This window comes from Shewanella mangrovi (assembly GCF_000753795.1).
GTDB lineage: Bacteria > Pseudomonadota > Gammaproteobacteria > Enterobacterales > Shewanellaceae > Shewanella > Shewanella mangrovi.
Map to the genome: position 1 here is coordinate 309,011 of NZ_JPEO01000002.1, position 18,684 is coordinate 327,694.

13 protein-coding genes are annotated in these 18,684 nt (G+C 47.2%); 3 read left to right on the forward strand and 10 right to left on the reverse strand.

Going from position 1 to position 18,684, the window contains the following annotated elements; genetic code table 11:
• Window positions 1–26: 26 nt before the first annotated feature.
• From pyrD to HR45_RS03925, 8 genes are all read right to left on the reverse strand, one after another.
• Window positions 27–1,046: a quinone-dependent dihydroorotate dehydrogenase gene (pyrD, locus tag HR45_RS03885; protein WP_037439894.1), complete on the reverse strand. Its 1,020-nt coding sequence runs from the start codon at window positions 1,044–1,046 to the stop codon at window positions 27–29.
• 62 nt (window positions 1,047–1,108) lie between these two features.
• Window positions 1,109–5,956, reverse strand: coding sequence for an NAD-glutamate dehydrogenase (locus HR45_RS03890; protein WP_037439896.1), 4,848 nt, complete (start codon window positions 5,954–5,956; stop codon window positions 1,109–1,111).
• Between the two features lie 392 nt (window positions 5,957–6,348).
• Entirely contained in the window at window positions 6,349–6,567 is a 219-nt protein-coding gene (locus HR45_RS03900; protein WP_037439900.1) for a DUF2835 domain-containing protein, read from the reverse strand.
• Complete coding sequence (gene pepN, locus HR45_RS03905) at window positions 6,567–9,158, reverse strand: aminopeptidase N (RefSeq protein ID WP_052074476.1); 2,592 nt, start codon at window positions 9,156–9,158, stop codon at window positions 6,567–6,569. Before pepN ends, HR45_RS03900 begins: the two co-directional genes overlap by 1 nt.
• Before the next feature lie 99 nt (window positions 9,159–9,257).
• On the reverse strand, window positions 9,258–11,321 hold the full coding sequence (prc, locus tag HR45_RS03910) for a carboxy terminal-processing peptidase (protein WP_037439902.1): 2,064 nt from the start codon (window positions 11,319–11,321) through the stop codon (window positions 9,258–9,260).
• 30 nt (window positions 11,322–11,351) lie between these two features.
• On the reverse strand, window positions 11,352–12,017 hold the full coding sequence (gene proQ, locus HR45_RS03915; RefSeq protein WP_037439904.1) for an RNA chaperone ProQ: 666 nt from the start codon (window positions 12,015–12,017) through the stop codon (window positions 11,352–11,354).
• Between the two features lie 246 nt (window positions 12,018–12,263).
• Window positions 12,264–12,722, reverse strand: coding sequence for a GAF domain-containing protein (locus tag HR45_RS03920; protein WP_037439906.1), 459 nt, complete (start codon window positions 12,720–12,722; stop codon window positions 12,264–12,266).
• A 10-nt stretch (window positions 12,723–12,732) separates the two neighbouring features.
• Window positions 12,733–13,017: a YebG family protein gene (locus HR45_RS03925; protein ID WP_037439908.1), complete on the reverse strand. Its 285-nt coding sequence runs from the start codon at window positions 13,015–13,017 to the stop codon at window positions 12,733–12,735.
• A gap of 167 nt (window positions 13,018–13,184) precedes the next feature.
• Here HR45_RS03925 and HR45_RS03930 point away from each other — a divergent pair, with 167 nt between their 5' ends.
• The 3 genes from HR45_RS03930 to HR45_RS03940 are packed head-to-tail and all read left to right on the forward strand — an operon-like array spanning window position 13,185 to window position 17,032.
• Window positions 13,185–13,835, forward strand: coding sequence for a paraquat-inducible protein A (locus tag HR45_RS03930; protein ID WP_052074479.1), 651 nt, complete (start codon window positions 13,185–13,187; stop codon window positions 13,833–13,835).
• Entirely contained in the window at window positions 13,813–14,448 is a 636-nt protein-coding gene (locus HR45_RS03935) for a paraquat-inducible protein A (RefSeq protein WP_037439910.1), read from the forward strand. The genes HR45_RS03930 and HR45_RS03935 overlap by 23 nt, the downstream gene beginning before the upstream one ends.
• The gene (locus tag HR45_RS03940; RefSeq protein ID WP_241461048.1) at window positions 14,432–17,032 is read left to right on the forward strand and encodes a PqiB family protein; all 2,601 of its coding nucleotides are present in this window, start codon (window positions 14,432–14,434) and stop codon (window positions 17,030–17,032) included. Before HR45_RS03935 ends, HR45_RS03940 begins: the two co-directional genes overlap by 17 nt.
• 215 nt (window positions 17,033–17,247) lie before the next feature.
• Here HR45_RS03940 and HR45_RS03945 read toward each other — a convergent pair whose 3' ends face one another.
• Entirely contained in the window at window positions 17,248–17,712 is a 465-nt protein-coding gene (locus tag HR45_RS03945) for a hypothetical protein (protein ID WP_037439914.1), read from the reverse strand.
• 114 nt (window positions 17,713–17,826) lie between these two features.
• Window positions 17,827–18,231, reverse strand: coding sequence for a hypothetical protein (locus HR45_RS03950; protein WP_037439915.1), 405 nt, complete (start codon window positions 18,229–18,231; stop codon window positions 17,827–17,829).
• Window positions 18,232–18,684 lie beyond the last annotated feature (453 nt).

Sequence of the window (18,684 nt, forward strand, 5' to 3'; positions counted from 1 at the left end):
TATTCAGTGTTTGCGATCGGATCTGTTTATTTAGATCGATAAGCATCCACAATCTCTTTAATTAATTTTGGCCCTTGATAAATAAAGCCGGAATAAATTTGTACCATTTCAGCACCAGCGTCTAACTTCGCCAACGCATCTTCAGCGCTGTTGATACCACCACCGCCAAGAATCGGCACTTTGCCTTTCAGGCAGGTAGCCAGTTGCTTAATTACTTTGGTAGACAAATCCTGCAGCGGCTTACCGCTCATCCCGCCAGTCTCGTTGGAGTTGGCTAAGCCACTGACACCATCACGACTCAAGGTAGTGTTGGTTGCGATAACGCCATCAAATTCATTTTGAATCAGCGCATCGGCAATTTTCTCAATTTCTTCTTCAGTTAAATCTGGGGCTATTTTTAGTGCAACAGGAACATACTTATTATATTTTGCCGCCAACTCTTTTTGGCGAAATTTTAAACTGCTGAGCAAATCTTCTAACAGCTCACCGTACTGCATAGTACGTAATCCGGGAGTATTAGGTGATGAAATATTCACCGCAATATAATCTGCATACGGATAAACTTTATCCATACAGATTAAATAATCTTCTTTACCCTGCTCTACTGGTGTGTCTTTATTTTTACCAATATTCACACCAACAACCGCGTTAGATTTTTTCGCAATCAAGTTTGCGACCAGATTATCGACGCCCTTGTTATTAAACCCCATGCGATTAATGATCGCTTTTGCTGGCTTAATACGGAACAAACGCGGTTTATCATTACCAGGTTGTGGTCGAGGGGTAACAGTACCGACTTCTACATGACCAAATCCCATGGCATAAAAAGCATCAATACACTCGCCATCTTTGTCCATCCCTGCCGCCAAACCAACAGGGTTAGGGAATGTCACGCCCATAAATGTCACCGGCGCCGGGGCAATATTCTGACTATAAAAGCAGTTTAGCGGATTGTTACCTGTCGCCCTCAGCCCTTTCATGGCAAGGTTGTGCGCAAGCTCCGGGTCCATCTGAAACATGACCTTTTGTGCGAGTTCGTAAAACATGAGTTCTCCTAAGACCTAAAAAAAGCCCCGGCGAGATGCCAGGGCTTGAAATTTTATAATATTTATCGTTGCCCTTCACAGTGCAGAATGAGCAGATTTAACTCTCTTAGCGCTACCGAGAACTTAGCAAACTCATTTTCACCCGAGGTCTTGAAGTCTGCCAGCATGCTGAACCAGCGTTCCAGCAAGCTTTGATGACCATCAATCCACTGTGTGATCACTGCGGCGGAGTCACACACTGCCTCACACTTACGCAATACCACAGAGGTGAGTGAACGTTGTTGCCAATCTAGCTCTTCGCGGAAGGCGGCACGTGCCAACGCTTGCCAATGGTTCGACGCTTTCTGTGCGGTGATCTGTTCCAAGAACCAGTGCAGTTCAACTTTAGCACCGAGCTGATAATAGGTCTCGGCCACTAAGCTTACTGGCTTTTGTTCAAATTCCGCGATTTGCGCGATATCCAACGTACAGAACAAGGTACTCATTTTCGCTACTAAGGCAGCTAAGTCATGCGGTACGCCTTCACGTTCCAGAGCGCTAATGTCTACGGCTATGCCTTGCCATTCATCTGCAACTAGATAGTGTTCTACATTATCGCGCAGTGTTTCGAACACAGGCTTGAAGAAGCTGACCGTTTCTTCAATGTTCAATACACGGTTACGATTACGTAGCAACCAGCGACATGAACGGCGCATATTGCGGCGCAACTGATGCAACATTTCACTTTGCACCACCGCTGGCACACTACTACCTAGGCGAGAAATGGCAGAGATTAAATCACCTAATCCGAATATTTCTCTTGCCATAGAGTAACATACGGCAGCTTCTGCAACTGAGGCACCTGTCTCATCCTGCATACGTTGGATGAAGTTAAGGCCCATTTCGTTAACTAACTGATTTGCCAATGAGGTCGCGATAATTTCGCCACGCAGCGGATGGGTTCCCATCTTATCAGCAAAACGTTGTTGCAGTTTTTGCGGGAAGTAATCCACCAACAGTTGGCTCAACCATGGGTCTTCGGTCACGGTTGGCGTCACCAACTGTTCTTTCAGTACCATCTTGGCGTACGCCACCAATACTGACAGCTCAGGACGGGTTAACCCTTTGTTACCTGCCAGACGTTCGTTGAGTTCATCTTCCGATGGCAAGAACTCCAAGGCGCGATCCAGTTTGCCCTCTTTTTCCAAGTAATGGATAAAGCGGATATGCTCTTTTAGCTGACCAGGCGCATGCGCTTGGGTGACTGACAGCGTGCGAGTTTGATCCTTACAGTCTTGCAACACGATGTCGGCCACTTCATCCGTCATTTCAACCAACAAAGTATTGCGTTGTTTAACGGTCAGCTCACCCTCCGCAACCAAACTGTTGAGCAGAATTTTGATGTTAACTTCGTTATCCGAGCAATCCACACCGCCGACGTTATCTACGAAGTCGGTATTCATACGGCCACCGTTAGCGCTGTACTCAATACGGCCCAACTGAGTGCAACCTAAGTTGCCGCCTTCGCCGATGATTTTGGCATTAACTTCACAGCCGTTGACCCGCAGCGAATCATTGGCGCGGTCGCCCACTTCAGCATTGGTTTCTTTGGCTGATTTAACGTAAGTACCGATACCACCGTTCCACAACAGATCCACTGGCATTTTCAGCAATTCACGGATCAACTCGTTTGGTGTCATCGACGCCTTGCTGCTGCCAATCATCTTTTTCATTTCTGGTGTCAATGAAATCGATTTTGCGCTACGCAGGAAGATACCGCCGCCTTTGGAGATCAGTTTCTTGTTGTAATCTTCCCAGCTGGAACGCGGCAGATCGAACATGCGTTGACGCTCAGCAAAGCTTGCTGCGGCATTTGGTGTTGGGTCGATAAAGATATGCATATGGTTAAAGGCAGCTTGCAGCAGTGTGTGCTCAGACAGCAACATACCATTACCAAACACGTCCCCCGCCATATCGCCGATACCAACACAGGTAAATTCGGTAGTTTGGCAATCGATACCCACTTCACGGAAGTGGCGTTTTACCGATTCCCAGGCGCCACGGGCGGTAATGCCCATTTTCTTATGGTCATAACCGTTAGAGCCGCCTGACGCAAAGGCATCACCCAACCAGAAGCCATATTCTTCGGCAATGCTGTTGGCCAAGTCAGAGAAGGTCGCAGTACCTTTATCCGCCGCAACCACCAGATAGGGATCGTCTTCATCATGACGCACCACATCTACTGGCGGCACAATCTCTTTGTTAACGATGTTGTCGGTGATATCCAGCAATCCGCGGATAAACAGACGATAACATTCCTGACCTTCCTGGAAGACGGCTTCGCGGCCGCCCTGCTGTGGCATCTGTTTACAAACAAAGCCACCTTTAGCGCCGACCGGCACAATCACAGTGTTTTTCACTTGCTGTGCTTTTACCAGACCCAGCACTTCGGTTCGGAAGTCTTCACGACGATCTGACCAACGCAGACCACCACGCGCTACGCGGCCACCGCGCAGATGCACACCTTCAACCCGTGGGCTGTAGACGAAGATTTCGTAGCGTGGCAGCGGTTTTGGCATTTCGGGGATCTGATCCGGCGCGAATTTGAACGAAACGTAGTTTTTCAGCTCGCCAGCGGCATCAGTTTGGTAGAAGTTGGTCCGCAGCGTGGCATTAATCAGGTCCAGATAACGACGGATAATACGGTCATCATCCAAGCTCGCAACGTCCTCAAGACGCATGTTGATCTGTTCAACAAACTTCACTGTGGTACGTGTCTTCAACTTAGGATTGAATTTACGTACGAACATTTTCACCAGTGAATCGGCAATTTGTGGATAGCGACCAAAGGTTTCTTCAATGTAAGCCTGACTGAAAGTGGCATCAATCTGACGCATATATTTCGCGTAGGCACGCAGCACTGACACTTCGCGCCCGGTCAGATTGGTGGCCAATACCAAACGGTTAAAGCCATCGTCTTCCAGCTTCTTGTCCCATACCATCGACAGTGCATTTTGGAAACGATCTTGACTATCAACTACTTCATCAGACACTGCGTGTTGCACTGTCATCAGGAAGTCGAGGATCCAGAAGGTGGCGCCATCCGAGGTGATCACTTCATACGGACGTTCGTTAATCACCCGTAGGCCAAAGTTTTCCAACATCGGCAATACGTCTGACAGATGAATAGGTTCATCTTTATGGAACAGCTTCAAACGAACTTGGTTGCTGCCTTTGGTTGATTCTTGCGGCTGATAGAACAGCATGCCAAGACGATGCTCGTCATTGAGCGATTCCAGCTGGTTGATATCAACCACAGCGGAAGGTGGTAACACATCATCTTTGTAGCTTTGCGGGAAAGCACTGGCGAATCGTTTTTGATAACGAGTGCCGAGTTCTTCGCCCACTGAGCTATGCAATGCGCTGGCGAGTTTATCATCCCATGAGCGGGCCGCTTCAATCAGGTTTTGTTCTATCTGTGCCACGTCGACGTCCATATTATTGTTATTATCTACCTTCACCCGGTAATGGGTGCGGCATAGTGAAGACTCGGAGAAGTAAGTGGTGAACTCCACTTCTTCGGTGGTGTTAAAGCTTTTCGCAAGAATGCGCTGCGTATCTTGGCGTAAACGCGTGTTATAACGGTCTTTCGACACATATACCAAGCACGAGATAAAACGGCCATAACCGTCTTTACGCACAAATAAACGCAATTTATCGCGGTCCTGCATCTCCAGTACGCCATGCGCCATTAAGTAGAGCTCTTCGACGGAGGCTTGGATGATCTCATCACGCGGTAAATTTTCGAGAATATTCAGCAGGGTTTTAAAGTCGTGTGAGCGTGGCGTCAGCTCCGACATGTCCATTACACGTTGGACTTTTTCCGCCAACATCGGAATGGCCCGAGGACTGCGGTTATAAAGATTTGAAGTGTAGAGACCGACAAAACGCTCTTCACCGATAACATTCCCCTGCTCGTCAAAGCGCTTGATGCCGACATAGTCAACATAGGCAGGACGGTGGACACGGCTGCGAGCACTGCTTTTGGTCAACACCAATAACTTGTGATCTAAGGCTTGGCGACGAGCAGTGTCGGAGAAGGTTGACAGACGTAAGCCATGTTCTGGCTGATCTTTACCCGGTTTTTTCATCAATCCCAGGCTGGAGCTCATATCTGGGATTAATTCAACGTCGCCCTCGACACGGCGCAATTCGTAGTAACGATAGCCCAACAGCGTGTAGTGATGATCACTCAGGTATTTGATAAAGCTGATGGCTTCATCGAGTTCATGCTGGGAACCGGGGAATGGCAGACTTGGCAAATCGCTAGCGATTGTGGCCATCTTATCCATCATAGGTTGCCAATCACTGACGGCGGCGGCGACATCGGCAAGTGTAGTTTCGAGCTCTTTTTCAATCAGTTTTATATCGTCGTCACAACTCTGGCGGTCAATTTCGATCAAGAACACCGCCACCTTATCACTCTGTTCGCTGCTGCCCTTCATGTGGGTTACCTGCTCGATACGGCTAGCGCCGCGCTCGATGGCTAGCGGCGTATGCAGCATCATATGGGCGGTAATGCCCAAACGGCTTAATGCCATGCTGAGCGAGTCAACCAGGAATGGCATATCGGGCTGCACAACTTCGATAACGGTGTGGGTAGATTGCCAGCCATGCTTAGATTGGCTCGGGTTGAATACCCGCATGTGGGACTGGCCGGTAGGCGTATTATCTAGTGCATTCCAGAGACTGAGAATGGCACCGTAGAGGTCGCTGTCATTGCGAGCAAGAAGATCATCCTTGGACATGTGCGCATAAAGGCATGTGGCAAATTGTTCAACTTGCTTGGCATGCTCTGCCGCAATTTTGTTATGGATGAGGCTAACAACATTTTCCAGCAACACCGAGGGCGTTGAACTGTTCAAAGCCATAATGAAGTTTCCTTAAGCGTCTGTCGAAACGCTTTTTTAATTAAGGGATTTTTGCTGACCTTGGCCGAAAATGTGTTTGTGACCGAGGTCATGGCGCGCAGTTTAGTACCAATTTTTTCTCATTTCGAGGAAAATTTTAGTTTGAAATAAAGATGTTATCCAATGTCAGTAAAGATTTTTTTACTGTTGCTGAACCGTTAGCTGAACAGTGCATGAAGTTACTCAATGGCGTATTCAGCGCTAGCTTAATAAATACGCGATTTTGAGTTGGATCACACTCCAGCATGACTGAATAAAGATTACATTTGAATGAATTTTCATCTGGAAACATAACTTGGCAGTGGTCATTTTCAGCAGCCACAAAAAAGCCACTCTCGCGAGTGGCTTTAGCTTTACAGTTTTTCTAACGACTTAAAATGGCCGTTGTCTTCAATGGTAAGTCGAAAATTACCATGAATACCTTCTGCGGTGAGGAATTGCCGAAAATGGCGTCCGTTTATTCGTATCACCACACCGTTAATATCCGTCACTTGCACGTTTTCAACCACACCTTGATAGTATGGTTTGAACGTATCAAAGCTGACATTAAGCCGAAAAATAAACTGCCGCATTACATTGCTAACGCCTTGCTGGCCTTTTCATACACATCACGCGACAACTCCGGCAAATCCAACAGTTGTTGCAGACAACCTTTTAGCAGCGCTTGACGTGCGTCATCAAACTTACCGAACTGGATCAGTGGCGTCATAATACGCGCCGCGACTTGCGGATTGACGCTGTTAAGCTTCTTAATGATATCGGTCAGGAACTGATATCCAGCACCGTCGGCACGATGATATTGGCTTAAGTTCAGTGCCGCAAAAGCGCCCAACAATGAACGTACACGGTTCGGGTTGTTAAAGCTAAAAGCTGGATGCTGTTGCAATGCCGTAATGCGGTCAATCACATCGTCTTCATCAACCGACGCTTGCAGCATAAACCACTTATCCATTACCAGCGGCGTATCCTGCCAGCGCTCACCAAATTGCACGAGCAACTCATCGCGGCATTCTGCATTGCCAGCCACTGCCGCCGACAAGGCACCAAGTGCATCAGTCATACCACTGGCACTGTCGTACTGCGCTTGCAGCAGTGCTTCATTGCCGTCAGCACTACGTGCTAACAGCTGTAACATGGCATTTTTAAAACTACGACTCGCCGCGTTATCCAAGCTTGTGAGTTCGCGATAACGCGCTAACAACTCATCCTCACAACCGTCAGCAATAGCATCAATAACAAAGTCACGCGCACTTAATAACGCATCAACATCAACTTTTTCTACCTGCTCAATCAACGCCGCGGTAGACGGGAACTTGAGCATTTCTGCCGACAAAGCATGGTCTTGACTCGCGTCCAACACCACAGCTCTGAAGGCATCTATTACGCTGCTGTCCAAGCTCATCGACTGGCTTTGCTGCAAACGCGCCACGTTTTGCCAAACTGCCTGACTAAATAACGCAACAGAAGCTTCCCAACGGGCTACTTCACTGCTGGCATAACGCATCAACACCAACAACTGGCTAGTTGCATACTGATAATGCAGTTTTACCGGAGCCGAGAAATCCTGCAGCAATGAGGCAACAGGCGCAGCATTGAGATTAAACTCAAATGTCTGTTCAGCGTCAGTCACTTCTAACAGTTGGTTCACTAGGCTATTGCCGTCGTTATCCAACAGCTCAACGCTAAACGGAATATGCTGTGGCAACTTTTGCTGTTCATTCGCGCGTTGCGGAGTACTTTGCGCTACCTGCAGACGATATACGCCTGCATCTGCATCGTAGTTATCGGTCACAGTTAATTCAGGTGTGCCAGCTTGATTGTACCAACGGCGGAACTGGCTTAAGTCTTTACCACTAGCATCCTGCATCGCCTGCACAAAATCATCACAAGTGACGGCTTGCCCGTCGTGACGCTCAAAGTACAACTTCATGCCCGCTTGGAAACCCGCCTCGCCTAACAGCGTGTGCATCATGCGGATCACTTCTGCACCCTTGTTGTAAACCGTCACCGTGTAGAAGTTGTTCATTTCAATCACTTCTTCTGGACGGATTGGATGCGACATTGGGCCGGCATCTTCTGCAAACTGTTGGTTCTTAATCACTTTAATCGCGTGAATGCGATTAACGGCACGAGAACCTACATCAGAGCTGAACTCTTGATCACGAAATACCGTCAGCCCTTCTTTCAGACTCAGCTGGAACCAATCGCGACAGGTAACCCGGTTACCGGTCCAGTTGTGGAAATATTCGTGACCAATGACAGATTCGATGCCATGGAAGTCATCATCCGTCGCAGTTTGTTCATCTGCCAACACGTACTTGGTGTTAAAGACATTGAGCCCTTTGTTTTCCATGGCGCCCATATTGAAGAAATCAACCGCCACAATCATGTAGATATCAAGGTCGTATTCTAGGTCAAAGCGGCTTTCATCCCATGCCATCGCCTTTTTCAGCGAGGCCATCGCATGGTGCGACTTGTTTAAGTTACCTTTATCGACAAACACCTGCAGCTTTACATCGCGGCCAGTTTTGGTGGTAAAACTGTCTTCTAACAGATCAAAATCACCAGCAACTAAGGCAAACAGATAAGATGGTTTTGGAAACGGATCTTGCCAACAGGCGTAATGCCAATCGCCATCCAATTCCCCCTCTTCGACCTTATTACCGTTGCTAAGCAGGAATGGAAACGCTTTCGGTGCTTCAATACGCACTTGATAACGGGTTAACACGTCCGGACGATCTGGGAAAAACGTAATTCGACGGAACCCTTCTGCCTCACATTGAGTGCAGTAGGCGCCATCCGACATATACAGCCCTTCTAAGCTAGAGTTGGCCGCTGGATTGATCTCGGTAACAATCGTCAGTTCAAACGCTGTTGGTACATTTTCGATGGTCAACTTACCCTCTTGTTGCAGGTAATCGACGTTTTCACCATTAACCAACACTTGCTGGATCTGTTGTTGCTCGCCGTCTAATACCAAGGCACGGTTGTGTTCACCGTTACGCGTAACTTGGCTGACAGCAGTTACTTGGGTAGCGTTAGGCTGCAAACGAAAGCTCAGGGCTAACTCGGGCACCAAATAATCGGGTGGTAAATAATCGGCCAAACGTTTAGCGGTAGGCTGGGGATTGGCGTTAGAGGAAGAAACCTGATTTTCTGACATTTCACTGCCTCCGAAAAAATTTGCTGAGTACTGCATTCGCTACAGTGTAATACGGAACAAAAAGCGCGCCTGAAGCGCGCTTTTTGGAGTAGCTAGCATTTAGCTACTGTGTTTAGCTTTTTGGTCATAATCGACCATGTCGAGTGTGATGTAAGCCGCTTCATCTAGGAAAACGTCGGGCTTAGCAATCTCTTTCTCTTCCTTGCTGACATCGTCCTCGTCTTCAAGCTTAGCTAATGGCTTGAGACCATGTTTTTCGCGACGTTCATTCAGACGATCCAAGGCCTTGGCGTCTTCGTCATCGCGTTCTTTCAAACGTTCACTCTCAACCAGTGACACACTCTTCTCATGATGGTGTGCACGGAAGGTTTTAATGTCGTCCTGTACGTAACTGAATTCGACATTTTTCGCGATACGTTGTTGGTGTTCTTTATCCAACTGTTGAATTTCAGGCTTAGTGACCTCATTCAGCGGTTGATATTCTGCAGGCGGCACCTGATCCCATGGCAAAGCGTTGTCTTGCTCGGCTTCACCATATTCGCCAGCATCGAGTGCAGTCGGGAACAGAATGTCCGGTGTTACCCCTTTACGCTGCGTACTGCCACCGTTGATACGGTAAAACTTAGCTATCGTGTATTGCACATGGCCAATAGGCTTGTCGTACATGTCGTAAATACGCCCTAAGCTTTTATGCTGCTGGACCGTACCTTTACCAAAAGTTGATTCACCAACAATCAACGCGCGACCATAATCCTGCAGCGCCGCAGCAAAAATCTCAGATGCTGACGCTGAATAACGATCAACTAGCACAGTAAGCGGGCCACCATAATAGGTTTTGCCATCATTATCGCGGTTTTCACTGATACGGCCGCTGGCATCACGGATCTGCACCACTGGACCTTGATCGATAAACAAGCCCGTCATCAGCGTAGCTTCAGTCAATGCACCGCCGCCGTTGCCACGCAGGTCAAGCACAATGCCTTCCACGTTATCCGCTTTCAGTTTTTCAATCTCTTTAGCGACATCGTTAGACAGGTTCATGTAGAAACCTGGCACATCAATCACGCCTACTTTGCGCTTAGCATAAGGGCCGGTCTCTGGCTCAATCACTTTCGATGTGGCAGCGCGGTCTTCTAAACGTATCTTGTCGCGAGTCACGGTGACGTTAAATGGTTTCGCTGAGTTACCGCCTTTCTTCGGCAGTACTTGCAGCGTCACTTTACTGCCTTTTGGCCCCTTAATAAGGTCAACCACATCATCTAAACGCCACCCGATAACATCAACAATGTCACCGTTGTCTTGACCCACACCCACAATTTTATCGTCTGGCTCCAGCTTACCACTGGTAGCGGCTGGGCCCCCAGCAACTAAGCTTTTGATGACAGTGTAGTCATCTTCCATTTGCAGCACGGCGCCAATGCCTTCCAGACTCAGATTCATCTCCATTTCGAAACGCTCGGCGTTACGTGGTGACAAATAGCTGGTGTGCGGCTCAATGCTACGGGCAAACGCATTCATTACGCCCTGAAACACATCTTCGCTGTTGGTCTGCTTCATTCGCTTGATGGCGTTGTTGTAGCGTTTTTGCAGCACATCGACGATTTCAGGCCATGTTTTGCCGGTGAGTTTCAGGCTCAACGCATCATACTTGACGCGCTCACGCCATAATTCGTCGAGCTCGGCTTCATCTTTTGGCCATGCAGCATCTTTTCTGTCGTAGACATACTTATCGCCCGGTACGTCAAACTTCATCTCTTTATCGAGCAGCGACAGCGCATAAACAAAACGCTCATAGCTTTTTTGCTGCACGGTATGGAACATGTCGTAGGCGGGCTCTAGCTCACCGCTTTTGATCATGTCGTCAAAATGTGTCTCGTACTTAGCTCGCAGTGCGTCGACATCACTTTGTAACAGAACATTTTTGCGGTAATCCAATTGCTCTAAGAAGCGCTTAAAGATGGATTTAGAGAACTCATCGTCCAAGGCGATACGATGGTAGTGAGAGCGGGTAAACAATCCGGCGACACGCTTACTGGTCACCTGATGTTGAGGCTCTTGATGCAGCTCGGGTAACTCACTGATCGGAATTGTTGGTGATATAGCAAACGCCTGTGAACCCAACAACATACTGGCCAGTGACGCAGCTATAATAATCTTTCGCATCAGCAAGTTACTCCTAAATAGCTTTCCTTGTTACAGCAGAATATGCTCTGCTTTTACCTTCACAGTCAACCCAGTGTTAAGTTGAACTTGAATATCTTCTTTGTTGATGTCGCTAATCACGCCTGGCACTGGAGTTGCGCCAAGTTTGACGTTGATCTTTTGACCTGGTGATAACTGAGACAACTCAGCTTGCACAAGATTCACTGCTGGCGCTTCTACTTTCTTAGCGGCAGGCTTTTTCGCACCCGCCTTTTTTGCAAATTCGGCTTTAGCACGTGGCTTACGTTTAGCGTTGTCACGAGGCTTCTGCTCGCCTTCACGAGCTCCCTTGCCTGCCGCTTTAGCGGTTTCTTGGCGACGCGCACGCGCTTTATCTTGGCTTTCTTTCAACGCTTGTTGTGCGTGTTCAATGTGTTCTGCTTCCAGTTCACCACAAGGGTTACCGTCTAAGTCCACACGTTGTACGCCTTCTTTAAGCGATTTCAGATAGCGCCAGCTATTAGTGTAGCGGCGAATGGCAATACGTAACTGAGTTTTGCTGACTTTGGAATCATCGGCTAACCGTTCGGCCAAGTCTTGAAACAAGCCAATTTTCAGAGGCTTGGTTTCGCCTTCAGCAATAAAACACAACGGGAACGTCTCGTATAGATATGCCAGGATGGCGTTGGTATCGGTCAACTTTTCTGTTGATTCCATAATAAATCCACAAATTACTGGGACGCCAGCACGGTTGTTTTAGTGCACGCGACTGGGTCATTAAATACTACTATCCGTAAGGACAGCGCTCTCATACGTATGATTAGGCTGCCGACGGGGTCGAATTACCATAGCAACTCTTCTTGAGACTTGCCAGACTCATAGCGACCACCATCCGCCAAAGCCGCCTATTATAAGCGGCATTATGACGAAATCGACTACAATCGGACGAAAATCGTGTGCCTTTTAAGCAAACACACACTTTTCAAAAGTGGCGACTAAGGTTTCTAAGCCGATTTGATCGTTTTCATCAAAACGCGAGAACTTAGGACTGTCGATATCCAACACCGCAATCACTTTGCCCTGTAGCCTTACTGGTACCACAATTTCTGAGTTGCTGGCAGAATCGCACGCGATATGGCCATCAAACTCATGCACATTATCAATCCGTTGCGTCTGGTCGAGTGCAACCGCAGTGCCGCAAACGCCTTTACCAACAGGAATGCGACTGCAGGCGACTTTACCTTGGAAGGGACCAAGTACCAACTGGTCTTGTTTCATCAGATAGAAACCTACCCAGTTAAGCTCAGTCAATTGTTCGTTCAGTAAGGCAGAAAAATTAGACATGGCGGCAATTAAGTCATGCTCGCCTTCAAATAGTGCTTGTACCTGACGGTCGAGTGATTGGTAAAACTCAGAGATCATTCAACGCTCGCTATTGTTGAGTTTCAGATTCAGATTTTTTGCTACGTTTTGCGGGGGCTTTTACTGGCGCACCGCCCTTGAGCAAATTAGACAGCGTATCTTTATGGGATGCTAAATAAAAAGCAAGTTTTTCCACGGTACTATCTTCGAGTTCAAGCTCGCTTTGTTGCAGGAACGGAATCAGATTGTCAGCGACATCCAGCATGCGATCATACGCATCCGCCTCTTTCTTCGAAGCAAACGTCATTTTCTCTACCCCATCTCTGACAACCACAAATTGTGTAATAACGGCCATGACTGCCCCTTAAACTGTGTATTTATACAGTACCTAGCTTCGCACACTTTTTAGCTGAGGTGCAACCATTTATCGGTTTCTGCTAAGATCACGCTCTCAATCGGCTAAGGAAATGATATTATTGAAACCTTTGGCCATTTGCGCTTTTGGGCGGAGTAGTTTCATCTATGATCATTTCCTCGACGAAACCGCGCAAACACTGCAATTTAATTGTGTGTCGCGGCTGCGATTTAGTAGTGAGCAAAAGGGCTCTGCCTTCAGGTGTGCGCGCGGTGTGCCCGCAGTGCCATACACCGTTATATGATCGGCCTTATTGCGCCATGAATGGCGTCTTAGCGCTATGTATCACCTCCATATTGCTGTACATCCCATCCATGCTGTTTCCAGTATTGGAGATCCATTTCCTCGGCAGTATACGCAGCAGTACCGTGTTTCAAGGCGCAATGGCCGTTTGGCATCAGGGCTACTGGGTCGTGGGACTTGGCGTTCTGTTAGGCGCGGTGATTGCGCCTGCGGTGCTGCTTGGTTCCATTATGGCGCAGATGATCATCATTCAGACGGGGTGGTACCGCACAAAATTTGGCCGCGATACGCTCAATGGTCTACTGCGTTACCACAGTTTTATTAATCAGATGTCGATGTTAGAGATTTATGTTATTAGCTTTTTAGTCACCTCATTCCAATTATCGGATTTTGCCGACGTCTATTTTGGTTTAGGGACGTTGTGCTTCACGCTGTTATTTGTGGTGACGCTATTTTTACAGCGCGAATATAATCTGGAACATATGTGGGGATATGTCAGTGAATCAGACGACTAAAGCGCGCGGTGTCGACATTGGCGTTTTTCGCTGCCAAGTATGTGGTCAGCTAAACGATCAACACGATGAATATTGTGTGCGCTGCAGCTCTGCCATTAGTCCGCGTAATTACCGTAGCTTACAAAATAGTTGGGCATTGTTAATTACCGCCGCCATTTTATTAGTGCCGGCCAATATCTATCCCATTACCACCTTAACTAAAAGTGGCATTGTAACGCATGAAACGATTTTTTCCGGCATTTTGCGGCTCGTTCATGCGGATTTGGTCCCTATCGCTATCATCGTCTTTACGGCCAGTATTCTGGTCCCTTGGTTGAAGGTGTTGGGCTTGGCGTTTTACCTGTCCGCTATCAGCTTTAATATTCCGATTTCCCGGCAAAAATTAATGGCGGGTTTTCATATCATCGAATGGATTGGACGTTGGTCAATGTTAGATTTGTTCGTAATTTCGTTATCAGTAGCATTAGTCAGCATGGGGCAACTCCTTGATGCGCAACCCGCGCCCGCCGCCACTGCATTTGCGTTAGTAATATTTTTCACCCAGTTAGCCGCTAAAACATTGGATACACGGCTGCTTTGGGATCAACTGGATAAAAATGATGACACACCCTGAACAACCAAGAGTGGTACGTAAAAAGTTATTTTCTCCGGTATGGCTGCTGCCGTTAATCGCATTGGCGTTAGGTGCGTGGCTGGGGATCAAAAGCATTCGAGAATCCGGCATTGATGTGCGCGTGCATTTTCCGAGTGCCACAGGTATCGATGTCAGCAAGACATTAGTCCGCTATAAAGGGTTAAATGTAGGGAAAGTGGTCGATATCTCTATCGACGATGAACTCAAAGGCGTCAATGTCGATTTGGTGTTGGATTATCGTGCCAATAACCTGCTAAAAGAGAACACCAAGTTTTGGTTAGTTACACCTAAAGCCAGTATTACCGGCGTTGAAGGGTTAGACGCCCTTTTCTCTGGTAACTACATAGGTATGCTGCCAGGCGAAGGTGATTTTCGTGACCATTTTGAAGCGGAACGCGAAGCGCCGACAGTCATTCCCTCCGGTGACGGTTTAGTCATCGAATTAAACGCGGATACCTTAGGTTCGCTCGACGTGGGCTCACCAATCTTCTACCGCCAAATTCCAGTGGGTAACATAGTTAGCTACCACCTTGATGAACAACATAGAATCCAGTTAAAAGGTTTTGTACAGCAGCAATATGCGCATTTAGTGAAACAGGATTCGCGCTTTTGGAACGTTTCCGGTGTCAGGGTTGATGCATCGCTTGCAGGCATTAAGGTTGATACCGAGAGTATTGCCTCAATTCTTGCTGGCGGGATAGCGTTTAATTCGCCCGATATGTCGAAAGAAGCTGAGGATGATCAGCTGTTTCAACTTTACGACTCGCAACAGGAAGCACACGGCGGCAGTAGCTTTTTACTGACAGCAGATAACGCTGAAGGCATCAAGGTTGGCACCGATGTGGTATTTCGCGAGTTACCGGTTGGTGAAGTAGAAGAAGTTAAACTCACCGACAATGGTGTCGCTATCCATGTACGGATGGACCGTCCTTACTCAGATCTCATTGGTGCCGATGCCCAGTTTTGGGTAGAAGGCGCTCAGTTGTCACTAAGCGAAGTCAAGCACCCTGAACGACTGATCAGCGGTAACGTTATCCGCTTTACGCCAGGAGCCGGCAAGCCACAAACGCAATATCCACTGCGACAAACAGCGCCAGAAACTAATGGCCAGCCGTTGCAGCTCACTCTTACCGCCAGCGAAAATCCCGGCGCAGCAGTGGGCGCCGATATTCGTTATCGCAATGTCAAAATTGGTGAAGTGACCGCGGTAAAACTGAGTGATGATTTTAATACCGTCAACATCAGCGTCGACATTGATACGCCATTCACGGCGTTAATAACCCAAGGTAGTGATTTTATCGTGCAGTCGCCATTGAAAGTGAAAGCGTCACTCGATGGTGTTGAAGTCAGTGGCACAGATGTCGATAACCTCACCAAAGGACGTATAGACCTACGACCAGGCAAGGGTAAAGTCGTTGCTGATCAAGCCCAGTTACCCATATTTGCTTCTGCCGATGCCGCAAACCGTTATTACCTGCAGCAAAAACAACTCGTGTGGACACTGCATAGTCCAAGCACCGCGGTAAATAGCGGCAGCGATGTCTACTACAAGAAAATGCAGATTGGTAAAGTCACTAATGTGAAATGGCAAGCGAGCGACGACAGCTTTGCCATTAAACTCGCGATTGATCCTGCGTATCAGTCACTATTAAATGACAAAGCCGTCTTTTGGCCAACAGAGGCCCTCTCGCTTGCGGCAAGCCTCAATGGCATCGACCTCTCAGTAGCGCCACTTGGTGGCGTCATCAAGGGAGGCATTACCCTTGGGTTACTGCCTAATACTGCCGCGGATAATCACCTGCTTTATGCCTCTAAAACGCTAGCTGAACACCAGTCTGTCCCGGTGGCACTGAAACTGCCACTGAACTCTGGTATCAAATCAGGCGCAGATATCCGTTATCAAGGCAATTTGGTTGGCAGCGTGGCACAAGTCCAACTGTCTGAAGATATGAAATCTCTGACCGCGAGTGCTTATCTTTATGGACGCTTTGCGAATCAGTTACGTAGCAGTGATTCGCACTATCAAGTAGAAGATGCGCAACTATCACTTAACGGTGTTAAAAATGCAGCATCAATTATCACAGGTCCGTTCATCTCTGTCGTACCCGGCAAGCAACCCGAACTGAGTAAGAGTTTTACCGTTACCGCTGCCGCATCTGCAATCGATAGTGGTAATCCAATGACAATTACACTGGTACGAAATGAGCTGGGTTCAATCAAGCAAGGTACTGGTATTTTCTATCGTGGTATTCGTATTGGCGAAGTGACCCAGTACCAATTGTCGACTGAAGGCCAACAGGTGGTAATAACGGCATTGATTGCCGAGCATTATCAGCATTTGATCAACGCCAGCAGCCATTTCTATGATCTTTCTGGCATCAAAATCGACGCTGGAATATTCTCCGGCCTGCAAGTGGAAACAGGCTCGGTGGAAAATATCATTACCGGTGGCATTGGCGTAGCAACCGAGTTTAATACTCAAACCGCAGGCAAAGTTGCAGCCCCCTTTACACTTGAAAGCAAACCACAAAGTGCATGGCTCAACTGGACACCAGCGCTGTAACGCTCGTTATGAAATGATAAAAGGCGGCCCATATTTTTGAGGCCGCCTTTTTAATATCGCTGAAAGAAATTTTTGGACAATTCCAAGTTAGAGCTTTAACTCTAACTCGTCAGTTTCGGATGAAAATTTCTATGGGTTAACGCCTAGTTAATGGGCGCAGCACGAAGTGGTACGTCCCAACGACCGTAGGGAGTTAATTAAACTTTTTGTTATGTTCATGATTTCTCCATCACTTCCTTGTAATCGAAGCCCTCTGGGATGGCGATAAATGGCTCGGCAGATTCACCTCTGAGTGAATTGATAATACTGAGCGCGTAAGTTGATGCTTGTCCATGATTTAGAGGTAGTTTGCATTCCAGATGCTTGAAACCATTCGTTTCGGTTTCTTGCGCTTCCAACCCTAAATTCGAAAACGAATCAATTGCAGACAACTTGTTTCGTTCCTGTTCAGGCGCATCTATGGCAAAGCTCAATGACAAGAAATCCTGTCCTTTTCCGAAATCTAATTGCCCGCCAGGCATAAACATCACAGACATCCAAGCACCTTCTTCAGATAGGCACAATTTTTCGAGTAAAGCCTGTAACTGTTCTGGGCCTATATTGTACTCGTCAGCCTTGCTAGGCCTTAGAAAGATAAACGCAACGACGATAACGACAACTACTGCTAATGACCAGATCATAGCCCTACCTCTGGAAGAACATAACGCCGCAATATGGGGCGCATAATGCTTGGCTAAAATTAGCGACGAAGGAGCGCAAGCCAAGCGTTTTGCGTCCCACTCATAATTGCCTTGTTATAGCTTTCGTTTCCACGGTAGATCTTTAGCTACTTTTACACCCTGATAATTGCAATTAACAAAATATTCAAAGTCTAACCGTTTACCATTAATTGTTACGTTACCAATAGCTTCGTTGCAATCATTAGTAAAATTAATGTACCGCAGAATATTGCTTATTTGTACTTTAGTGCCTTTAGGTAATAAAGCTATTTGTCTCCCACTGCTGCAACAGTCTGTTTGGCGCACTAACGCATTTTTAAAAAAGCTAAAGTTCTGTTCGTCGTTTTCAAATAAAGCCATATCTTCAGTGAGAAAGAAGTCGCCACCAACATATTCAGGGTAATAATGCGACATGTTTTCAGTTTTTGCGGCACATGCTGTGACTATCATGATTGATAGTAAAACGAGAATTCTACGCATACTTTCCTTGAGAGCTATAACGCTTTGCTAAGGGGCTGGCGCGACACGCCAGTCCTGTGGAGGCCTTAGGGCCGGAGTGAACTTGAGCAACTTGTTATAAGCCATCTTTAGCGCCGTGCGTAAACAGTAAAAATTTGGGGGCATACCCCGTGATTGTTACATGGCCAGATATATAGCCCATTAAAAAAGTAACTGCTGTGATAACCCAAATAAAATGATCATACGGCTCAGTGAAAGCGATAAAGATTATCATTGGGACTAGCAAAAGTGATAATACAAAAATAAAGCAAGATAGCACTCTGAATGGAGCTCTAACTTTTGCTAATTGTTCCTTCGATATACTCATACTTCCCTTGGCTTATAACATTTTATTAGTGCGCATGCGCATTTATCTTGTTGGACCAGTAAAAACGCGCACAGTTAACTATCTGTATAAAAAGAAGTTATCAGCAT